The sequence below is a fragment of the Bradyrhizobium sp. USDA 4532 genome (assembly GCF_024171315.1).
GTDB lineage: Bacteria > Pseudomonadota > Alphaproteobacteria > Rhizobiales > Xanthobacteraceae > Bradyrhizobium > Bradyrhizobium australafricanum.
This window is the reverse complement of the sequence record NZ_JALJZN010000001.1, coordinates 931,157-950,212: the sequence shown is the minus strand read 5'-3', so window position 1 is coordinate 950,212 and position 19,056 is coordinate 931,157. Positions and strand designations below refer to the sequence as shown.

Annotated in this window: 20 protein-coding genes and 1 tRNA gene; 7 read left to right on the top strand and 14 right to left on the bottom strand. The window is 65.7% G+C overall.

All coding sequences use genetic code 11. From position 1 onward, the window contains the following. Positions 1-21: 21 nt before the first annotated feature. Positions 22-1,443, bottom strand: coding sequence for a magnesium transporter (gene mgtE, locus J2R76_RS04565; RefSeq protein WP_076831207.1), 1,422 nt, complete (start codon positions 1,441-1,443; stop codon positions 22-24). Positions 1,444-1,527: 84 nt separating this feature from the next. Between mgtE and J2R76_RS04560 the strand changes: the two genes are divergently transcribed. Then, positions 1,528-2,343, top strand: coding sequence for a polysaccharide deacetylase family protein (locus J2R76_RS04560; RefSeq protein ID WP_057020842.1), 816 nt, complete (start codon positions 1,528-1,530; stop codon positions 2,341-2,343). A gap of 96 nt (positions 2,344-2,439) precedes the next feature. Next, a complete protein-coding gene (locus J2R76_RS04555) occupies positions 2,440-3,819 on the top strand; it encodes a polysaccharide deacetylase family protein (RefSeq protein ID WP_076831210.1) in 1,380 nt (459 codons plus the stop codon). 6 nt (positions 3,820-3,825) lie between these two features. Here the strand turns inward: J2R76_RS04555 and J2R76_RS04550 are convergent, their stop codons facing one another. The 3 genes from J2R76_RS04550 to J2R76_RS04540 form a co-directional block, all read right to left on the bottom strand. Next, complete coding sequence (locus J2R76_RS04550) at positions 3,826-4,200, bottom strand: hypothetical protein (protein ID WP_076831213.1); 375 nt, start codon at positions 4,198-4,200, stop codon at positions 3,826-3,828. 250 nt (positions 4,201-4,450) lie between these two features. Continuing rightward, a tRNA-Leu gene (locus J2R76_RS04545) sits at positions 4,451-4,535 on the bottom strand. A gap of 93 nt (positions 4,536-4,628) precedes the next feature. Beyond that, complete coding sequence (locus tag J2R76_RS04540) at positions 4,629-4,874, bottom strand: FliM/FliN family flagellar motor switch protein (protein WP_076831216.1); 246 nt, start codon at positions 4,872-4,874, stop codon at positions 4,629-4,631. Between the two features lie 60 nt (positions 4,875-4,934). Between J2R76_RS04540 and lipB the strand changes: the two genes are divergently transcribed. Beyond that, the gene (lipB, locus tag J2R76_RS04535) at positions 4,935-5,663 is read left to right on the top strand and encodes a lipoyl(octanoyl) transferase LipB (protein WP_076831219.1); all 729 of its coding nucleotides are present in this window, start codon (positions 4,935-4,937) and stop codon (positions 5,661-5,663) included. Positions 5,664-5,666: 3 nt separating this feature from the next. Here the strand turns inward: lipB and J2R76_RS04530 are convergent, their stop codons facing one another. Then, positions 5,667-6,092, bottom strand: a complete 426-nt coding sequence (locus J2R76_RS04530; RefSeq protein ID WP_057020855.1) for a 4-oxalocrotonate tautomerase family protein — start codon at positions 6,090-6,092, stop codon at positions 5,667-5,669. A gap of 115 nt (positions 6,093-6,207) precedes the next feature. Between J2R76_RS04530 and J2R76_RS04525 the strand changes: the two genes are divergently transcribed. Next, positions 6,208-7,065: a LysR family transcriptional regulator gene (locus J2R76_RS04525; protein WP_057020856.1), complete on the top strand. Its 858-nt coding sequence runs from the start codon at positions 6,208-6,210 to the stop codon at positions 7,063-7,065. Positions 7,066-7,083: 18 nt separating this feature from the next. On the opposite strand, the gene J2R76_RS04520 is transcribed toward J2R76_RS04525, so the two are convergent. The 4 genes from J2R76_RS04520 to J2R76_RS04505 all read right to left on the bottom strand — a co-directional run bounded on the left by J2R76_RS04520 (position 7,084) and on the right by J2R76_RS04505 (position 10,202). Then, positions 7,084-7,446: a hypothetical protein gene (locus J2R76_RS04520; RefSeq protein ID WP_143271108.1), complete on the bottom strand. Its 363-nt coding sequence runs from the start codon at positions 7,444-7,446 to the stop codon at positions 7,084-7,086. Positions 7,447-7,519: 73 nt separating this feature from the next. Next, positions 7,520-8,956, bottom strand: coding sequence for a TIGR01777 family oxidoreductase (locus tag J2R76_RS04515; protein WP_253623765.1), 1,437 nt, complete (start codon positions 8,954-8,956; stop codon positions 7,520-7,522). Continuing rightward, on the bottom strand, positions 8,953-9,618 hold the full coding sequence (locus J2R76_RS04510; RefSeq protein WP_076831227.1) for a DUF4166 domain-containing protein: 666 nt from the start codon (positions 9,616-9,618) through the stop codon (positions 8,953-8,955). Before J2R76_RS04510 ends, J2R76_RS04515 begins: the two co-directional genes overlap by 4 nt. 26 nt (positions 9,619-9,644) lie before the next feature. After that, positions 9,645-10,202 carry a GbsR/MarR family transcriptional regulator gene (locus tag J2R76_RS04505; protein WP_057020860.1) on the bottom strand — a complete coding sequence of 186 codons (558 nt, stop codon included), beginning with the start codon at positions 10,200-10,202 and terminating at the stop codon, positions 9,645-9,647. A gap of 230 nt (positions 10,203-10,432) precedes the next feature. Between J2R76_RS04505 and J2R76_RS04500 the strand changes: the two genes are divergently transcribed. Continuing rightward, on the top strand, positions 10,433-11,245 hold the full coding sequence (locus J2R76_RS04500) for a class I SAM-dependent methyltransferase (protein ID WP_076831230.1): 813 nt from the start codon (positions 10,433-10,435) through the stop codon (positions 11,243-11,245). A 9-nt stretch (positions 11,246-11,254) separates the two neighbouring features. Here J2R76_RS04500 and J2R76_RS04495 read toward each other — a convergent pair whose 3' ends face one another. The 4 genes from J2R76_RS04495 to J2R76_RS04480 form a co-directional block, all read right to left on the bottom strand. After that, complete coding sequence (locus J2R76_RS04495) at positions 11,255-11,554, bottom strand: acylphosphatase (protein ID WP_057020862.1); 300 nt, start codon at positions 11,552-11,554, stop codon at positions 11,255-11,257. After that, positions 11,551-12,417, bottom strand: coding sequence for an oxaloacetate decarboxylase (locus J2R76_RS04490; protein ID WP_253623764.1), 867 nt, complete (start codon positions 12,415-12,417; stop codon positions 11,551-11,553). Before J2R76_RS04490 ends, J2R76_RS04495 begins: the two co-directional genes overlap by 4 nt. A gap of 106 nt (positions 12,418-12,523) precedes the next feature. Next, positions 12,524-14,539, bottom strand: a complete 2,016-nt coding sequence (locus J2R76_RS04485; protein WP_076831235.1) for an acetyl/propionyl/methylcrotonyl-CoA carboxylase subunit alpha — start codon at positions 14,537-14,539, stop codon at positions 12,524-12,526. Between the two features lie 197 nt (positions 14,540-14,736). Further along, positions 14,737-14,943 (bottom strand): hypothetical protein, encoded by a 207-nt coding sequence (locus J2R76_RS04480; protein WP_016840474.1) that lies wholly within the window; start codon positions 14,941-14,943, stop codon positions 14,737-14,739. Between the two features lie 341 nt (positions 14,944-15,284). Here J2R76_RS04480 and J2R76_RS04475 point away from each other — a divergent pair, with 341 nt between their 5' ends. Together J2R76_RS04475 and J2R76_RS04470 are read left to right on the top strand one after the other, a co-directional pair. Further along, on the top strand, positions 15,285-16,064 hold the full coding sequence (locus tag J2R76_RS04475; RefSeq protein ID WP_076831238.1) for a thermonuclease family protein: 780 nt from the start codon (positions 15,285-15,287) through the stop codon (positions 16,062-16,064). Positions 16,065-16,238: 174 nt separating this feature from the next. Then, positions 16,239-18,707 (top strand): PAS domain-containing protein, encoded by a 2,469-nt coding sequence (locus tag J2R76_RS04470; RefSeq protein ID WP_076831241.1) that lies wholly within the window; start codon positions 16,239-16,241, stop codon positions 18,705-18,707. Positions 18,708-18,726: 19 nt separating this feature from the next. Here J2R76_RS04470 and J2R76_RS04465 read toward each other — a convergent pair whose 3' ends face one another. After that, positions 18,727-18,975 carry a septal ring lytic transglycosylase RlpA family protein gene (locus J2R76_RS04465; RefSeq protein WP_245467148.1) on the bottom strand — a complete coding sequence of 83 codons (249 nt, stop codon included), beginning with the start codon at positions 18,973-18,975 and terminating at the stop codon, positions 18,727-18,729. Positions 18,976-19,056: the final 81 nt, after the last annotated feature.

Sequence of the window (19,056 nt, the reverse complement as noted above, 5' to 3'; positions counted from 1 at the left end):
GCCGCCCTGCCCGCGAGCGCGTTACTTGAGGCCGAACCACAGCGTGGCGATGCCGAGGAAGGAGAAGAAGCCGACCACGTCGGTGACGGTGGTGACGAAGGTGCCGGAGGCGACCGCGGGGTCAGCCCGCACCCGTTCCAGCACCATTGGGATCAGGATGCCGCCGAGCGCGCCGGCCACCAGATTGCAGATGATCGCAAGCCCGATCACGATGCCGAGGCCGGGGATCTTGAACCAGGCCACCGCGGCGACGCCGGTGATGACGGCAAAGGCGATGCCGTTGACGAGCCCGACCATGGTCTCGCGCAGCACCACCCGCATCGCGTTGTACGGGCCGAGCTCACGGGTGGCGAGCGCGCGCACCGCGACCGTCATGGTCTGGGTCGCGGCATTGCCGCCCTGGCTCGCCACGATCGGCGCCAGCACCGCAAGCGCCACCATCTTCTCGAGCTGGCCCTCGAACAGACCGAGCACCGACGAGGCCAGGAACGCGGTGGCGAGATTGACTAGGAGCCAGTTGAAGCGACCGCGGGCGATGGTCCACACCGTGTCGGACAGCTCTTCGTCGCTGGTGACGCCGCCGAGCGCCTTCAAGTCTTCGTCTGCCTCCTCCTCGATCACGTCGACGACGTCGTCGATGGTGATCACGCCGACCAGCCGGTCGATGGTGTCGACCACGGGAGCTGCGACCAGGTTGTACTTGCCGAACATCCGCGCGACCTCTTCCTGGTCCTCCAGCGCGGAGACCCGGCGGCGGTCCTCGTCGATCAGGTCCTTGATCGGAACCGGGCGGCGCGTGCGCAGCAGCACGTCGAGCGGCACCGCGCCCAGCAGGTGCTTGTCGGCATCGACCACATATATTTCGTAGAAGCGATCCGGCAGATCCGGCGTGTCGCGCATATAGTCGATCGCCTGCCCGACATTCCAATCCGGCGGCACCGCGATGAACTCGGTCTGCATCCGCCGGCCGGCGGAATTCTCCGGGTACAGCAGGCTCCGCTCGATGTCCTCGCGCTCGGCCGCCGGCAGCTTTTCCAGGATCTCTTCCTGGTCCTCCTCGTCGAGGCTCTCCAGGAGCTCGACGGCGTCGTCGGATTCGAGCTCGCGGACGCCCTCGGCAACCGTCTCCGGCTCGAGTTCCTCGAGGATCTCCTCGCGGACCGTCTCGTCGACCTCGTTGAGCGCCGAGAAGTCGAAATCGGTGCCGGTGATCTCGACCAGGGTGACGCGGTCGACCGGCTCCAGCGCCACGATCAGGTCGCCGAGATCGGCCTCGTGCAGTTCCGCCACCACCTCGCACAGCAACGGCCGGTCGGCGGCGTGGATGGCCCGGGTGATCGCCGCGACGAATTCGCCGCGGAGCTCGCCCTCCTCGTCCCGCATCGGCATCCGGGCCAGCGGATCGGCCTCGGCGGGTTCGGCAACGTCGAAATTCTCGGCCATGCCGTGTTTCGCCGGTTTGACAGGAGGGGAAAAACTGGTTGGATGAGTGCGGAACGGATTACCTAATCGGTGGGGCCCAGTGCAATGAGAAAGATGTCGAGCGCACCGCGACCGCTCCGGAAGGCTTTCGCGGCGCTGGTCGCGCTCGCGCCTGTTGCACTGTTCGGCTCGGCGCACGCCGCCGAATGCCAGCGCAAGGACGCGCTCGGCACCTCACGTGTACTCGAGGTCGACCCCGCGACCTATCCGCGCGTCGGGCTGAAGAGCTTTCCGCAGACCCTGCCGCTCAGGGATGGCGAGGTCGTGCTGACCTTCGACGACGGACCGACGCCGGGGGTCACCGACAAGGTGCTGACGGCGCTGGCGGCCGAATGCGTGCAGGCAACCTTCTTCATGGTCGGCCGCAACGCGGCCGATCATCCCGATATGGTCCGCAAGATCGCGCGCCTCGGCCACAGCATCGGCTATCACAGCTGGGACCATCCGCATCTCAACAAGCTCCCGCTGGATCAGGCCGAGGCGAACATCAACCGGGGGATCGAAGCGGTCCAGAAGGCCCTGCGCGGCACCGCAAGCACGGTCCCGAGCACGCCATTCTTCCGGTTCCCCTATTTCGAATCGACACCCGCCCTGCTGGACCATCTGGAAAAGCGCGGTATCGCGGTGTTCGGAGCCGATTTCTGGGCCAGCGATTGGAACAAGATGACCCCCGAGGAGGAACTCAAGCTGCTCACCGGGCGGCTCGAAGGCCACCGCAAGGGAATTATACTGCTGCATGACCCGCAAATGCGGACAGCCGAGATGCTGCCCGCCTTCTTGAGGTACCTGCAGGAGCATAAATACCACGTCGTCCACATCGTCCCGGCGGCGCTGAAAACCGTGTCCGACCGGACACATTGAACCCGGGACGCTAGGTGGATTACAGACCGTTAAGGCGGCATTCATGGCGCCGCACCTAAGGATTCGTCAGTGCGTTTGGAATGCGGCCGAGATTCGATGATTGCAAACGTCTTGGTGATGATCCGGAAGCGGTCGCGGACCGTGGTCCGCGCGGCGCTGCTGGGCTGCGGCTTGATGACGCCGTACGCCGCCCTCGCCGCAGACTGCCCTAACCCCAACGCACTCGGCACCTCGCGGACCCTCGTCGTCGATCCCAAGGAGCATCCCCGGATCGGCACCATGCAGTACCCGGAGACCTTGCCGCTCGCCGATCACGAAGTGGTACTGACTTTCGACGACGGGCCGCTACCTAAATACAGCAACCAGGTGCTGGCCATTCTCGCCAGCCAGTGCGTCAAGGCGACCTTCTTCACCATCGGCTCCCAGGCCCGGTTCAATCCGGAGGGCGTGCGCAAGCTGATCGCGGCCGGACATACCGTCGGCACGCACAGCCAGAACCATCCGCTGACGATGAACAAGATGCCGCTCGAGAAGGTGCGGCAGGAGGTCGACGACGGCATCGCCTCGACGCTCGCCGCGCTCAATGGCGACAAGAGCAAGCTCGCGCCGTTCTTCCGGATTCCCGGCCTGATGCGCGCCGAGATCCCGGAGGCCTATCTGGCGTCCCAAGGCATTCAGGTCTGGAGCGCCGACTTCCCCGCGGACGACTGGCGCCACATCTCGCCGCAGCGGGTCTATGACCTCGCGATCCAGCGGATCGAAGCCAAGCGCAAGGGCATCCTGCTGCTGCACGACATCCAGCCGCGCACCGTTGCGGCGCTGCCGCGCATCCTCAACACGCTGAAGGAGCGCGGCTACCGGATCGTTCATGTCGTGCCCGCAACGCCCGATCGCCCGGCGACGCCGACCCAGCCGCAGCAATGGTACCTGCATCCGCCGACCGAGACGGTGGCGACCACGCGCTGGCCCAGGATTCCGAACTTCGTCTTCACCGCGACGCGGACGCTGCCTGCCCCGGTGCTTGCCGACATGGATTGGCGCGATGCCGACATCCTCGACCACGCACAGCGCACCCGGGTCGCGATGCCCGTCCGCACGCTGTGGCCGCAGCCCCAGCTTGCGCGGTTCGCATCCGTCCCGACAATGCCGGTCCCGGCGCCCGACGTGTTCCGCGTTCCCGAAGCGCTCGACCTGACCCTGCTCGCAGCCCGATCGGCGGCCAATCGCCGCCTCGTGCAGCGTGCGACAATTGGCGTTGGCGTATCGCGCGCGCAGGCGTTCTCCGCGCGCCAGGCCAGGCATCCGAAGCAGGCTGCGCATCAGGGACCCGCCCCGGCGCACGGCCGAGGCCACGGCGCGCCCTTGCATGTCGCGCCGCCGGCTGCCGACAACGCGTCAGTCCACGTCGCCAATAATGTGAAGAAGCGCACGCCGCGCGCCGAGGCGGCGGCGGCCGGCAAGCGCGTGCCTGATTGACGTGATCTAGCTGGCCACGATCTTGGCGACGCAGAGCAGGATCACCAGCGCCAGGAAGAAGATATCGATATAGGATTTGATCTCGCCGGCATGCCTGAGCACGGTGACATCGGCGACGATCTGCCTGCGCGAGGCGACAGCATTTGGCCCCTCGCCGGCCGCCGCGGCGAGCCGCCGCGTCTCACCCTCCAGGCGCTCGATGCGCTGGAAGAAATAGAACGAGCGCAGGCCGGAAAAGGCGTGCATCGCCGCATAGACCAGGACCAGAATTGCGACCGTCGCGCGCTGCTCGTACTTCTCCAGAAGGTTCAGCGTGAAATAGACCAGCCCCAGGAACACGAAGTTGGAGACCACACGGTAGACGTAGCTCGCAAAGATCATCAGGCGCTCCGGTAAGGCAAGCTTGCAGCCGCGCGATTGGGGGAAAGCGGTCGGCTTCGGTCGGCAACACCAAACCGGTAAGGCCATGCATCCGCGAATCTACCTGACCGGTGTTACATGACCGCATCGACCTGCACCTCCACGTCACCCGCCTGCACTCGTCGGACCTGCCCCCGGAGGCACGGGCCGGCATAGCCGGCGAGCGGCCACGCTCCGAAAAGTCCAGCGATTTCAAGGATCAGCTGAGGTGTGGTGCGCTCGGAGGGACTCGAACCCCCACGGTGTTACCCACTGCCACCTCAAGGCAGCGCGTCTACCAATTCCGCCACGAGCGCTTGGGATACCGGATGGAACCCCGAAGGCACCGCCGGATCGACGGGGCCATGTAACAAATCACGGATGCAGGGACAAGGCGATTAATGCGGGAATTAGCCGCGAACCCCGGGAGATTTCGGCAGCATCTGCTTGACCTCGACCGCAATCCGGTTGCGGTCGACCAGGACCACGCCGCTGGCCACCGGCAGGTTGTTGGCGAGGATCTTGACCTCGTCGGCCTCGGTGGCATCCAGTTCGATGATGGCGCCGCGGGACAGCCGCATGACCTGGTGAATCGGCATCGTGGTGGTGCCGAGGACCACCATGAGATCAACGCTGACTTTATCGAGGGTGGGCACTTCTGAACCGCCGAACGGGAACTAGATTGTGGGTTCACCTGACCACGTTAGGGTTAGCTAATGGTTAACGACCGCCAAAGCCTCGATTTGACGACCTTTGCGCGCCCTTCGGGCGGCGAAGCGGTCGAATGGCGGATTTCCGACCGCGCGGTGCCCTACCCCGATTCGCTCGCCGCAATGGACGAGCGGGTAGTGAAGATCGCGACGGGCGCGGCCCCCGAACTGGTATGGCTGCTGGAGCACCCGCCGCTCTATACCTCCGGCACCAGCGGCAAGGCCGACGATTTGCTCGCGCCGCGCTTTCCGACCTTCCAGAGCGGCCGCGGCGGCCAGGTCACCTATCACGGCCCGGGCCAGCGCGTCGCCTATGTGATGCTCGACCTCAAGCGGCGCCGGCCCGATGTGCGCGCCTATGTCGCTTCGCTGGAGGAATGGATCATCCGCACGCTGGCCGCCTTCAACGTCCGCGGCGAGCGCCGCGAGGACCGCGTCGGGGTCTGGGTGCGGCGCCCGGACAAGGGACCGGGCCATGAGGACAAGATCGCCGCGATCGGCGTGCGGCTGCGCCGCTGGGTCTCCTTCCACGGCATCGCGATCAATGTCGAGCCTGATCTTGCGCACTTCCAGGCCATCGTGCCCTGCGGCGTGGTCGATCCGCGCTATGGCGTCACCTCGCTGCTCGATCTCGGACTGCCGGTCACGATGGCCGATGTCGACATCGCGCTCCGGCAGGCATTTGCCGAGGTGTTCGGCGACACCGCAGCGCGCCTGCCGGAAGCGACGTCATAGGCTTCACGCCGCCTTCTGCGGCGCGACCTCGAGCTTGCCGGCGATGTAGCGACGCTCCTGGGTGAGGCCGCCGAAGCCGTAGGCGTCGCCCTTCACCTCGTCGACATGGGCGTAGCTCTCGGTATGCAGCGGCCCGAGCAATTCGCCCATCCGCTTGAACAGCGCCGCGAGATAGGCCGCCTTCTCGTCCTTGGTGTTGGTGCCCTCGGTGACGTGGATGTCGAGCCAGTAGCTCGCAAGCCCCTGCTCGGCGAGCGACTTGCCGCCTGCGAACCAGTCGCCGGCATCAGCCGACCTCACGATAACAGCGGTGACCTTCGGATCCTTGTGCAGAATCCGTGCGGTCAGGTCCGACACGGCGGCGGCGATGTCGGACTTCAGCGACGGCCTCTCGCGCGAGGTCGCGTAGGTGACGGTGATGAGCGGCATGATCGGTCTCCTTGAATCCGGTTGGCGCGGGTCAATTGCGCCTCCTCTAGCTAGACCTTCGCGCATCATCTTGGTATCTTATCTAGATTGATAGCAATGATAACAATCCTTGATCATGACCGCCACGCTCGATATCGACACCGTGCAGGCCTTCCTCCTCGTCGCCGAGTTGCAAGGCTTCACCCGCGCCGCCGAGGCGCTTGGCACCACGCAGGCGGCGATCAGCATGAAGTTGCAGCGGCTCGAAACGGTGCTGGGCAAGCGGCTGGTCGAGCGCTCGCCGCGCGCGGTGCGGCTGACCGCCGACGGCGCGGCCTTCCTGCAGCACGCCCGCGCGCTGATCGAGGTGCATGATCGCGCGCTGGCCGGCGAGAAACCAGCGCGGCAGCAACTCACGCTCGGGATCAGCGATCACGCCGCGGGCCCGGAGCTGGTGCCGCTGCTGGAGCGGCTGCACGCGATGGCCTCCCAGCTTGCCCTCTCCGTGACCATCGGCTTCTCGCGCGAAATGCTCGACGCTTATGATGGCGGCGAGCTCGACGCCGTGATCGTGCGCCAGGAAGGCAGCCGGCGCGGCGGCGAGAAGCTGACCGAGGACGAATTCGGCTGGTTCGCCGCCAAACGCTTCGTCTGGCCGCGCGGCGATGCGCTGCCGCTCGCGACCCTGGCGCCGCCCTGCGGCGTGCGCGCCCTCGCCGTGCGCGCGCTTGACAAGGCCGGCATCGCCTGGACCGAAAGCTTCGTCGGCGGCGGCGTCACCGCGGTGGTGGCGGCCGCGCTTGCAGGGCTTGCCGTCGCGCCCCTCGTCCGCCGCATCGCGCCGCCGGGCCTGGTCGATATCGGCCCTGCCCACAAGCTGCCGCGGCTCGGCACGTCGAAGGTGATGCTGCATTCGAAAGTCAGCGATCCCGCCAAGCTCGCGGCACTCAGGACGCTGGCCGCGACGTTTCGGAGCGTGGCGTCTGCGGCATAGGTTGAACACCGTAGCGGTTCACATCGAGTCTTCGCCTGCCGCCAGTTCGCACATGACGAACCAGTAGGTCAGGCCGGCGACAAACCCGGCCACGACGAACAGGCAAACCAGTCCGGATGTCCAGACAGCCGGGGATCGTAGAAGGACAGTGATGCTCAACGCACCGATCGCCGCGCCTGCGCAGGCGAAAAATCCCGCGGCTCGGATATGGAACTCCTCGGTGAACCAGACGACGATCGCCGTGGGAATTGCTGTGAGCAGACAAGTGATGACGAAGATCGCGGCCGACGGAAGCAGCATCACGACGATGCCGTAGAGCAGCCGCGCGACATCGCCGTGCGACGTCATCATCACAATGGTCTGACCGACGGCGGAAATCACCGCAGTCGCCGCGCCACAGCCCGCAAGCCAACCTCCGAATGCACGGGAACAGGTGCTGCACATCGAGGCCTCCTCACAGGATCGCATCGAACGCGCTGCGCAAGGTTTCGTGTCGGAACACAAAGCCGTTGCTCAGCGCCTTGTTCGGCAGCACGCGCTGGCCGCCGAGCAAGAGCTCGTCGGCGAAATCGCCGCCAACGGCGCGGAGCAGCGCCGCCGGCACGCGGAAGATCGCCGGCCGGTGCAGACGGCGTCCGAGCTCCTCGGTGAATTTCATGTTGGTCACCGGGATCGGCGCGGTCGCGTTGACAGGACCGGACAGTTCAGGTCTCGCAATCACATGCGCGATCAGGCGCACGAGGTCGTCGCGTTCGATCCACGACATCCACTGCTTGCCCGAGCCGAGCGGGCCGCCGAGGCCGAACTCGAACGGCGTCAGCATCCGCGTGATGAAGCCGCCATCGATGCCGACCACGAGACCGATGCGCAAATATGCCACGCGCACGCCGTGATCCGCGGCCGGCTTCGCCGCATTCTCCCAGGCCTCGCACAATTCGTGACTGAAGCAGGCGTGGGATTTCGCCGACTCCGTCAGCACCTGGTCCTGCCAGAGCCCGTACCAGCCGATCGCGGAGCCGCTCACGAGTACCGACGGCTTGCGTTCGAGGCGCGCGATCAGCTTGATCACGTCAGACGTCATGTCGATACGTGAGGCGATGATCTTGCGGCGCTTGGCCTCGGTCCAGAGGCCGTTGCCGATGGGCTCGCCCGCGAGATTGACGATGGCGTCGATCCCGTAGTCGGCGGGCAATTGGTCGAGGCTCGTGACCAGCGTCACCGGCGGCGGCAGCATGTCGGCCTTTGCCGGATTTCGGATCAACGCAATCACCTGATGGCCGGATGCGGTGAGGCTCGCGACCAGGCGGCTGCCGATGAAGCCGGTAGCGCCGGTGACCAGCACGGTCTGCCGCGCCGGCAATTTCTCGACCAGCGTCGCGGCCGGCACGCTGGCCAACCGTCCGAGGCGCCTCGTCGCGGCAAAGTCGCGCGCGCCGAACAGCGCGACGCCGAAGGCCGCAGCCGTCGCGAACAGACTTAACGGACCCGCATAGGCCGGCGCGACGGCGGTCGGCAGCATCGCCCAGCCGATCAGGACCGGCACCAGCAGCACGAGGATGGCGCCGTAATTGATCGCCAGCAGCGTGTGATTGATCCGCTCGCTCGGCGGCAGCTTTCGGCTCAGATCCTCCTCGACGAAATCCATCAAGGTGATGACGACCTCGACGACGAGGACGGCCATGATCGCGATCGCAAGGATGCCGTGCACTTGCAGCCAGCCGAGCACGAGGAACAGCAGCGCATAGAGCATGTTGCGCACGCTGTGCAGCTGCAGCTCGTGGCGCTGCGAGGGACGCCAGGCCAGCCGCTCGGTGAATTCGTGTTGATAGAACGTATCGAATGCGCCCATCGCAATCTGGATGGCGACAAGTGTCCAAAGCAGCGGCGTCATGGCGTGGCCTCCCTGAACACAGCGGACTGACGGATCAGCCTGCCGAAACGCGGGTGGATGATCTCCAGCGTGAAGCGGAAGTCACCGCAGCCGAGATCGGAATGGGTCACGGTGAGATCGCCCGGCGTGAGCCATTCGGGCAGCGGCAGGCGAAACGGGCCGAGTTGCAGCGAATAGCCGACGCTGCGAAACACCAGCGCCTCGTGCTCGACCGCGATCCGCAGCGCCATGCTGACGCCGAAGCCGACATATTCCTCGAGCCCGGTCGAACCGGCAAAGCGCTTGGCGGAATGAATCACCTGCGGGAAGCCGTCGCGGCGCGCGCAGATGCGGGTCCAGACCTGGCCGCCGCTTGCCGCGTCCTCGGTGACGGTGACGATCATCGGCACGCGCGTTTCGGTGCCGGTCGGGAACGGTCCGCCGATCAGCCGCGCGGCCTGCGCCAGCCACCAGCCGATGCGGCTGCACGCGGCTTCCTCGACCTCGCCGACATAGACGACGGTGTTGCCGTCCTCGAACCGTTTCGAGAAACGCCGCCAGATCGCAACCGGCAGGCGGCCCCAATCCTCGTCCGACAGCAATGCGCGGAAGCGGTGGTCGTCGAGCAGCTTTATATCGGAAGCCGGCGCTGTCTTTAAGGCGGATATCCTTGCTGACGCCATCGCACGCTCCCGTTACGCCGCCGCCTTTATTTGGCCCTGCCCGTGGGCAGGAAACTCACGATCTTCTCGCCGAGCTTGATCAACGCGACCAGGCGCGGCCGCGGCACGTTCAGCATCTGCGTGTACCAACGGTCGACCAGCTCGGTGAATGTCAGCATCTCCTTCAGCCGCTTGCTGGCGAGCGGGCTGATCGCGGGATCGTCGGCCGCGTCGGAGACGCAGGCGCGCAGCGCTACAAGCGCGGGATCGATCTCGCGCTCCTTGCGCCCCGCCGCGATCCTGGCCGCGACCTCCCAGATGTCGGTCTCGGCCTCGAAGTGGTCGCGGCGGTCGCCAAGGATCGGCACCCGCCGGATCAATCCCCAGGACAACAGCTCCTTGATCGAGTTGGAAACGTTGGAGCGCGCCATGCCGAGGGTGTCGGCGATGTCTTCCGCCGTCATCGGCGCTTCGGCAAGGTAGAGCAACCCGTGGATCTGGCTGACCGAACGGTTGACGCCCCATTCGTCGCCCATGTCGCCCCAATGCAGGATGAAGCGCTCGACGACGGCGGGAAGTTTTTTCTTGGCGGTTATTTCTGTCATGACAGAAATATCAGACGGTTCGGAGCAGAAGTCAAGGCTGGCCGTGCTGTCCACGACGGCGCACGAGACATGGCAGGTCTCCTGACCTATCCGGCGCCTCGGCGAATGCCGTGCATCGGAGGTGAGGAGTTTTCCTTTGTGGCCCCCGAGCTCTTTGTCCAAGCTGATCCGCGTGGATGATGGGCCGTGCGCCGGGTTGCCCGGCGTCGCGGCCGCAAGGGAGATTGCGCATGCCAGCGTCCGACAAGGAGTTCGTTGGATCCATTCCAGAGCTTTACGACCGGCTCCTCGTGCCGATGATTTTCGAACCCTACGCACGCGATCTGGCGCAACGCGCCAAGGCTCTTGGCCCGCGCGACCTGCTTGAGACGGCAGCCGGCACCGGCGCCGTCACCCGCGCGCTGTCGTCCGCGCTCGGCAGCGACACCAGGATCGTGGCGACCGACCTGAATGAGCCGATGCTCGAACGAGCGAAGTCACAGATGCCGAGCGGGACCGCAATCACCTGGCGGCAGGCCGATGCACTGAACCTGCCGTTCGACAATGCGAGCTTCGACGTCGTCGCCTGCCAATTCGGCGCGATGTTCTTCCCCGATAAGCCCAAGGGTTATTCGGAGGCGCGCCGCGTGCTGAAGCCGGGCGGCCGTTTCCTGTTCAGCATGTGGGGTCGCATCGAAGACAACGAGTTTGCTGACGTGGTGACCCGGGCATTGGCGGAGGTCTTTCCGGCCGATCCGCCGCGCTTCCTGGCGCGCACGCCTTATGGCCACTGCGCGGCCGACCCGATCCGGGCCGATCTTGCAGTCGCGGGCTTCGGCAAGATCGAAATCGACGACGTTCGGCTGCAAAGCCGGGCCAATGCGCCTCATGATCCTGCGATCGGCTTTTGCCAGGGATCACCGTTGCGCGGCGAGATCGAGGCGCGCGGCGGTATCGGCCTTGATGCGGCGACCGAGCACGCCGCATCGGCCGTTGCGCGCCGCTTCGGCAGCGGCGCGATCGAAGGCCGGATTCAGGCGCTGGTGATCTCAGCGGCCGCGTAACGACGCGCTTCAGATCGTGGGCAGGACCGAGAACCGCTCCCCTGCCCGGCGCTGGTTCAAAAGATCGGAATTGCCAGATGCGGCGTGCACGGCAGCGACGCGCGCCGAGAACGGACCGCGGCCACATGCCGTGATCATTTCAGTGACGACGTCGTCGGGACCGGCGAATACCGCCTCGACGCTGCCGTCGCGGCGGTTGCGGACCCAGCCTTCGAGGCCGCGTGCGTTTGCCTGCTCGTCGACCCAGCCGCGATAGCCGACACCCTGGACGCGGCCGCTGATGGTGACGTGGCGGATCACGCCGCTCATTTCTTCAGACCGAGGAACTCGCCGCTGCGCGCCTTGGTCTCCGCCTCGCGCATGACGCGGCCGGTCAGTTCGGACGAGGCGATACCCTTGAGGTTCTTCGGCGAGGTGCCTTCGCGCAGCGCCTTCAGCGTCTCGTAGACGGCCTGGGTTGCGGCCGCGAATGGCGCGTGGCCTTGCAGCGCGATCCTGACGCGCCGGCTTGCCAGATAGTCGAGCGCGGTCATCTCCTCCGGCGCGCCGCCGAGCACGATCGGCAGCGTCGTCGCGGCCGAGAGCGCCTCCAACTCGCCACGCGATTTGATGCCGGTGAAGAACAAGCCATCGACGCCGACCGCCTCATAGGCCCTGGCGCGTGCGATCGCATCGTCGAGACCGGTGATCGAAACGGCACCGGTCCGGCCCAGGATGACGAGCGACGGATCGCTGCGGCCGTCAAGCGCCGCCTTCATCTTGCCGACGCCTTCCTCCAGCGAGATCAGCTGGGTCTTGGCCTGGCCGAACACCTGCGGCAGCAGCGTGTCCTCGATGGTGAGGCCGGCCGCGCCGGCGGCCTCCACCTCCTGAACCGTGCGGCGGACATTGAGCGCGTTGCCGTAACCGTGGTCGGCATCGACCAGCACCGGCAGCGTCGACGCACGCGACATGCGGCGTATCTGCTCGGCGAATTCGGTCAGCGTGATCAGCGCAATATCGGGATCGCCGAGCACGGCGAGCGACGCCACCGAGCCGCCGAACATGCCGAGCTCGAAGCCGAGATCCTCCGCAATCCGGATCGAGGTCGCGTCATAGACCGAGCCCGGGCGGATGCAGATCGATCCGGTGAGTATCGATCGCAGGGCTTCGCGGCGTTTGCGGAAGGCCATGATGTGTCTCCATCCACGTCATTGCGAGGAGCAAAGCGACGAAGCAATCCATCTCTCATCATATGAGGCTAGATGGATTGCTTCGCTGGCGCTCGCAATGACGGTGCTAAGCGAACTCCAGGATCAGCGCGTCGACCGAGAGCGTGGCGCCGGCGGCGGCGTGGATCTTCTTGACCGTGCCGTCACGCTCGGCGCGCAGCACGTTCTGCATCTTCATGGCTTCGACCACCGCCAGGGTCTCGCCGGCCTTGATCTCCTGCCCCTCGGTCACCGCGATCGACACCACGAGACCAGGCATCGGGCACAGCAACTTCTTGCCGGTGTCGGCGGCCGAGACCACCGGCATCAACCGCGCCGAGGTCGCCTCGGTCTCGGTGAAAACATAGACCGGGATCTCAAAACCCTGATGCGCGAGGCGGAAGCCGTTGTTGATCGCCCGCACCTGCACGGCGACGAAGTTGCCGTCGATGGTGCCCTGCCAAACCGGATCGCCCGGCACCCAGCCCGACACCAGATTGTGCGGATTGCCAGGGAGCCCGTCGGCGGCAATGAAGCGCACCGCGATGGCGTCACCCTCGCGGGCGACATCGAGCGCGATCTCGGCGCGGTCGAGCCACACCGCGCGGCGGCGCTCGCGCAGCACCACGCGGCCGCCCATCTGGCCGGAGATCTGCCGCTTGCGCTCGCCCAGCACGTGGTCGATGGCGGCGCCGACCGCAGCCAGCCGCCGCGCGAACTCGCCCTCGGGTGCGTGCGCCGAAAATCCCTTGGGGAACTCTTCCGCAATGAAGCCGGTCGACAGCCGGCCCTCGCGCCAGCGCGGATGGTTCATCAAGGCCGACAGGAACGGAATGTTGTGCCGGATGCCGTCGACATAGAAGGCGTCGAGCGCGGTCGCCTGCGCCTCGATCGCCGCGGCGCGCGACGGGGCGTGGGTGACGAGCTTGGCGATCATCGGATCGTAATGGATCGAAATCTCGCCGCCTTCCTGCACGCCGGTGTCGTTGCGGATCGTGATGCCGTCATGGCTGGCCTCGGCCGGCGGACGGTATTTCACCAGGCGCCCGATCGACGGCAGGAAGTTGCGGAACGGATCCTCGGCATAGACGCGGGATTCCACCGCCCAGCCGGTCAGCGTCACGTCCTTCTGCGCGATCGCGAGCTTCTCGCCGGCGGCGACGCGGATCATCTGCTCGACGAGATCGATGCCGGTGATCAATTCGGTGACGGGATGCTCGACCTGCAGGCGGGTGTTCATCTCCAGGAAGTAGAAGCTCTTGTCCTGGCCGGCGACGAATTCCACGGTGCCGGCCGAATCGTAGTTCACGGCCTTCGCCAGCGCGACGGCCTGCTCGCCCATCTTGCGGCGGGTGGTCTCGTCGAGCAGCGGCGACGGCGCCTCCTCGATGACCTTCTGGTTGCGGCGCTGGATCGAGCACTCGCGCTCGCCGAGATAGATCACATTGCCATGCTTGTCGCCGAGCACCTGGATCTCGATGTGCCGGGGATCGACGATGAATTTCTCGATGAAGACACGGTCGTCGCCGAACGACGACTTCGCCTCGGCCTTGGCGAGGTTGAAGCCTTCGGCGACCTCCGCCTTCGAATGCGCGATGCGCATGCCCTTGCCGCCGCCGCCGGCGGAGGCCTTGATCATCACGGGGTAGCCGATCTCGTCGGCGATCTGGACGGCGTGCTTGTCGTCCTCGATGACCCCGAGATGACCCGGCACGGTCGAAACCTTCGCCTTCGCCGCGGCCTTCTTGGATTCGATCTTGTCGCCCATCGCGGCGATGGCGCCGGGGTTCGGACCGATGAAGACGATGCCGGCGGCTTCCAGCGCGCGCGGAAACGCCTCGCGCTCGGACAGGAAGCCGTAACCGGGATGCACCGCCTGCGCGCCGGTCTTGCGGCAGGCCTCGACGATCTTGTCGATCAAAAGATAGCTCTCGGCCGCGGCGGGCGGTCCGATCAGCACGGCCTCATCGGCCATCTCGACATGCAGCGCGTCGCGGTCGGCCTCGGAATAGACGGCGACCGTCTCAATCCCCATACGGCGCGCAGTCTTGATGACCCGGCAGGCGATCTCGCCGCGGTTGGCGATCAGGATTCGTTTGAACATGCTCTTCTTGCTTGGGCTTTTTCGGACTTCGAATTGTCCATTTGGCAGGATTCCTCCCCGCGCAATCTGGCACGGGCGATTGGGCGTAACCACTCCGTTGGTACAGCAAATTGCCCCGGAGGCAACGGTCTAATGCAGACCCTGCCCACTGCCCGGCCAGTCCCTGGTCAGTCCTCGGCGGTAGCCCGATCGGTATTTCAGCCCGAATAGGTCTTGAAGCGGCCACGCGAATGAGCCTTCGCGACGGCCTTCATCAGCTCGCTGACCTCGTTCTCCAGGAATTCATTGGCCACGATCAGCGCCCGGATGGTGGCGCGCAAATTCCCGCCGCAGGCGGAAATGGCCTGATCGACAGCGGCTTCCAGCCCGTCATCGTCGTCAGATTCGGGCCGTGCAGACATCATGGGGTATCCGGGATTCAGGTGGCGCATCATGTTCCTATTTTGTTCTCATCAAGTCAATTGGATCTTTGATCGGGCGCGGCCTCCTGGGCCGTCTTTCTCTTCCGCCGCCAGCGCGCGAGGCATTGCAGGTTCCAAATGCCGGTGATGATTTCGGCGGAGGACGTTGATAACGAAACTCGCCCATGCGCATCCCTTCAATGGCAATGTCCGGCCGTTCTGCGCCACGGAATGCCGATCGGGATGTGACGGTTCGCACGCCCCGCTCGCGAACAGTCCTTGGTTGGATCGTACCGGCTTGTGCTAGAAGTTCGGCTGCCCGCCAAAGATCTGAAGTTGAGAAAATGCGGTTTCGAAATCCGGTCGCCACGACGCTTCTCCTGGCCTTCCTGTCTGCAACCACCAGCCCGACTGCAACCGCAGGCCCCACGGCCACGGCGGTCATCAAGGACGCCGGCACCGTTCAGCTCGGCAACACGACCTATCGGCTCGACGGCATCGACGCGCCGGCGGTCGATCAGCTCTGCATCGACGAGCACGCCGACGCCTGGACTTGCGGGATCGAGGCGCGCGACCAGCTGACCAGGCTGATCGGCGGCAAGCCAATTCATTGCGACGATATCGGCGTCGATCCGACCTTCAAGAAGCGCCGCCTCGGCGTCTGCAAGATCGAGGGCGACCCGACCAGCCTCAGCCAGGTGCTGGTCCAGAAGGGCTATGCTCTCAATGTCGAGGGGTCGGCCACTGGCCGATTCAAGCCGGATGAAGCCACCGCCAAGGACAATCGCGCCGGGCTCTGGAAGGGCTGCTTCGTGGCGCCGCGCGATTTTCGTACGGCCAGGAAGGATGGCGCCCTGCTCGGCAACGCCTGCCCCGCCGACCGTGACACGCAGATCCGCAATGTGCTCTTCCCCGACGACCTGCCGATGCCGGCCAGCTGCAACATCAAGGGCAAGTACGCCGTGCGGGCCCGCGTCACTGGCAATGTCGGCATCTACCACCTGCAGGCGTGCCGCAGTTACCCGGGCCTCGGCAATCCGGATCGCTGGTTCTGCTCCGAGGAAGATGCACAGGCCGCCGGGTTCCGCCGGGCCTATAATTGCCGGCCGCCCAAGAGCAAATGAAGAGCTCGTGGATTGCATCGTCATTCCGGGGCGCGAAGCGAACCCGGAATCTCGAGATTCCGGGTTCGACGCTTCGCATCGCCCCGGAATGACTCAGCCTAACGATTGCCGTAAATCAAGCTGGCAAAGCCGCCGCGTCCTGTGTGAGACTGCACCGAGAGGTTGCCGGCGCGTATGACCCCATCCGATCCCGCTGATGTGCTTCCCGAAGCTGCGGCAGCCGAACGGCTGCGGCAGCATCTTGAGGAGATCGCGCGCGAACGCGATCGCGCCCATCGCGAGCTCCAGGAGCGCGAAGCGGAGCTGGCGCGGATCCAGCGCATCGCGCGGGTCGGCGGACTCGAGATCGATTTCCGCGACGGCGTGCGCAACCGCCGCTCTCCCGAATATCTCCTGGTGCATGGGCTGCCGCCCGAAGAGATCAACGAGACCTATGAGAACTGGGTCGCGCGCATCCACCCCGAGGATCGCGAGCGCACGATCCGGCACCTGTTCGGCGTGCTCAAGGCCGGCGGCGAAGACTACACGGCCGAATACCGCATCATCCGCCCGAACGACGGCGAGAGCCGCTGGATCCGCGTCGTCGCCAAGATCGAGCGCGACCGCAGCGGCCGTGCGCTGCGGCTGGTCGGCGCCGATCTCGACGTCACCGATCAGATGCTGGCACAGGAGACCCTGCGCGAGAGCGAAGAGCGCTTCCGCCTGATCGCCGACAGCGCGCCGGTGCCGATCTGGGTGACCAAGCTCGACCGCACCCGCTCCTTTGCCAACCAGGCCTATCTCGACTTCCTTGGACTGCCGTTCGAGGAAGCGATCGTGTTCGACTGGCGCAAGGCGCTGCATCCGGATGACCTGCCGCAAATCCTGCAGGAGCAGATCACCGGCGAGCTCTCGCTGAAGCCATTCGTGCTCGAGGCCCGCTATCGGAACGCCGCAGGCGATTGGCGCTGGCTGCGCTCGGAATCGCAGCCGCGCTGGGACCCGAACGGCAAGCACATCGGCTTCATCGGCGTCGCCCACGACATCACGGCGGCCAAGGAAGCCGAGATCGAGCTGCGCAAGCTCAACGAGTCGCTTGAGCGGCGCATCCTGGAGCGCACCGCGCAGCTCGAATCCCGTGAAGCGCAGACGCGCGCGATCCTGGAAACCAGCCATCAATACCAGATGCTGCTCAACCGCGATGGCGGCTTGCTCTACACCAACCAGACGGCGCTGGCCGGCATCTGTACCGATGCCGCCGACGTCGTCGGCAAGCCGTTCTGGGACACGCCGTGGTTCGCCGCGACCGAGGGCATGCCGCGCGTGATCCAGAATGCCTTCGCGACCGTGATGCGCGGCGAGGAAGTCAAGATCGAGATGCAGCTGCGCCTGCCGATCGGCGAGCGCTATTTCGATTTCGCGATGCGGCCGCTGCAGGACCAGCACGGCACCATCGTCGGCGCCGTTCCGGAGGCCGTCGATATCACCGAACGGCGCCGCGGCGAGGAAGCCCTGCGGCAATCGCAGAAGATGGAAGCCGTCGGCCAACTCACCGGCGGCGTCGCGCACGATTTCAACAACCTGCTCACCATCATCCGCTCCGCGACCGACTTCCTGCGCCGCCGCGATCTGCCGGATGACCGGCGCCGCCGCTATATCGATGCGATCTCCGAGACCGTGGAGCGGGCCTCCAAGCTCACCGCCCAGCTATTGGCATTTGCGCGCAGGCAACCGCTCAATCCGGAAGTGTTCAATGTCGGCACGCAGGTCGACAGCGTGACGCAGCTGATCCGCCCGCTGGTCGGCGCGCGGATCCACATCGAGGTCAGGATCGAGGATCCCGACTGCTTTGCGATCGCCGACATCGGCCAGTTCGAGACCGCGCTACTCAATCTCGCGGTCAACGCCCGCGATGCCATGAGCGGCGAAGGCCAGCTGACGATCGGCGTCCGGAAGGTCAAGAATATCCCTGCCCTGCGCGCCCAGGCCTCGCGCAGCGGCGATTTCGTCACGGTCTCGATCCAGGACACCGGCACCGGCATCTCGCCGGAAAATCTTGACGCGATCTTCGAGCCATTCTTCACGACCAAGGAGGTCGGCAAGGGAACGGGTCTCGGATTGAGCCAGGCCTTCGGCTTCGTCAAGCAATCCGATGGAGACATCGAGGTCACCTCTACGCCCGGGCACGGTGCGACCTTCACCATCTATCTGCCGCACGCGATGCGCCCGGCGGACGCCAAGGTCGCCGCCAGCGCGGGCACCGAGCAGGCTTCGATCGGCCGCGGCTATCGCGTCCTCGTGGTGGAGGACAACGACGATGTCGGCCAGTTCTCCACCGAGCTGCTCGAGGATCTCGGCTATTCGGTCAAGCGCGCGGCCAATGCCAATGCCGCGCTCTCGATCCTCTCGGAGAACGAGTTCGCCGCCGACTTGGTGTTCTCCGACGTGATCATGCCGGGCATGAACGGCGTCGAGCTCGCCGGAATCATCCGCGATCGCTTTCCTGGACTGCCGGTGGTGCTGACCAGCGGCTACAGCAACGTGCTCGCCGAGAACGCGCACAGCGGCTTCGAGCTGATCCAGAAACCCTATTCGGTCGAGGCGCTGTCACGGACGCTCCGCAAGGCGATCGCCGAACAGCGGGCGACTGCTTCCAGGCCCTGATCCTGCCGCCGGCCGCGCTCTACTGGATCACGACATGGGCGACGCCGAGCTGAAGGATGCCGAGCGCGCGGGCCGCCGTGGTCGACACATCGATGATCCGTCCACGAACGAACGGGCCCCGGTCGTTGACGCGGCACCGGATCGATTTTCCCAGATACGAGACGGTGATCATGCTGCCGAATGGCCGCTTGCGATGCGCGCAGGTCATCTCGCCACTCCTGCCGATGCCACGATAATAGGACGCAAGGCCACTCTCTGCGTTTGCCATGCACGAGGCAAACAGCAGCATGGCCGCGGACGTTGCTGCGGTTTTCATTGATCGCCTGCCGGTCGAGCCCCGCAAGGGAAC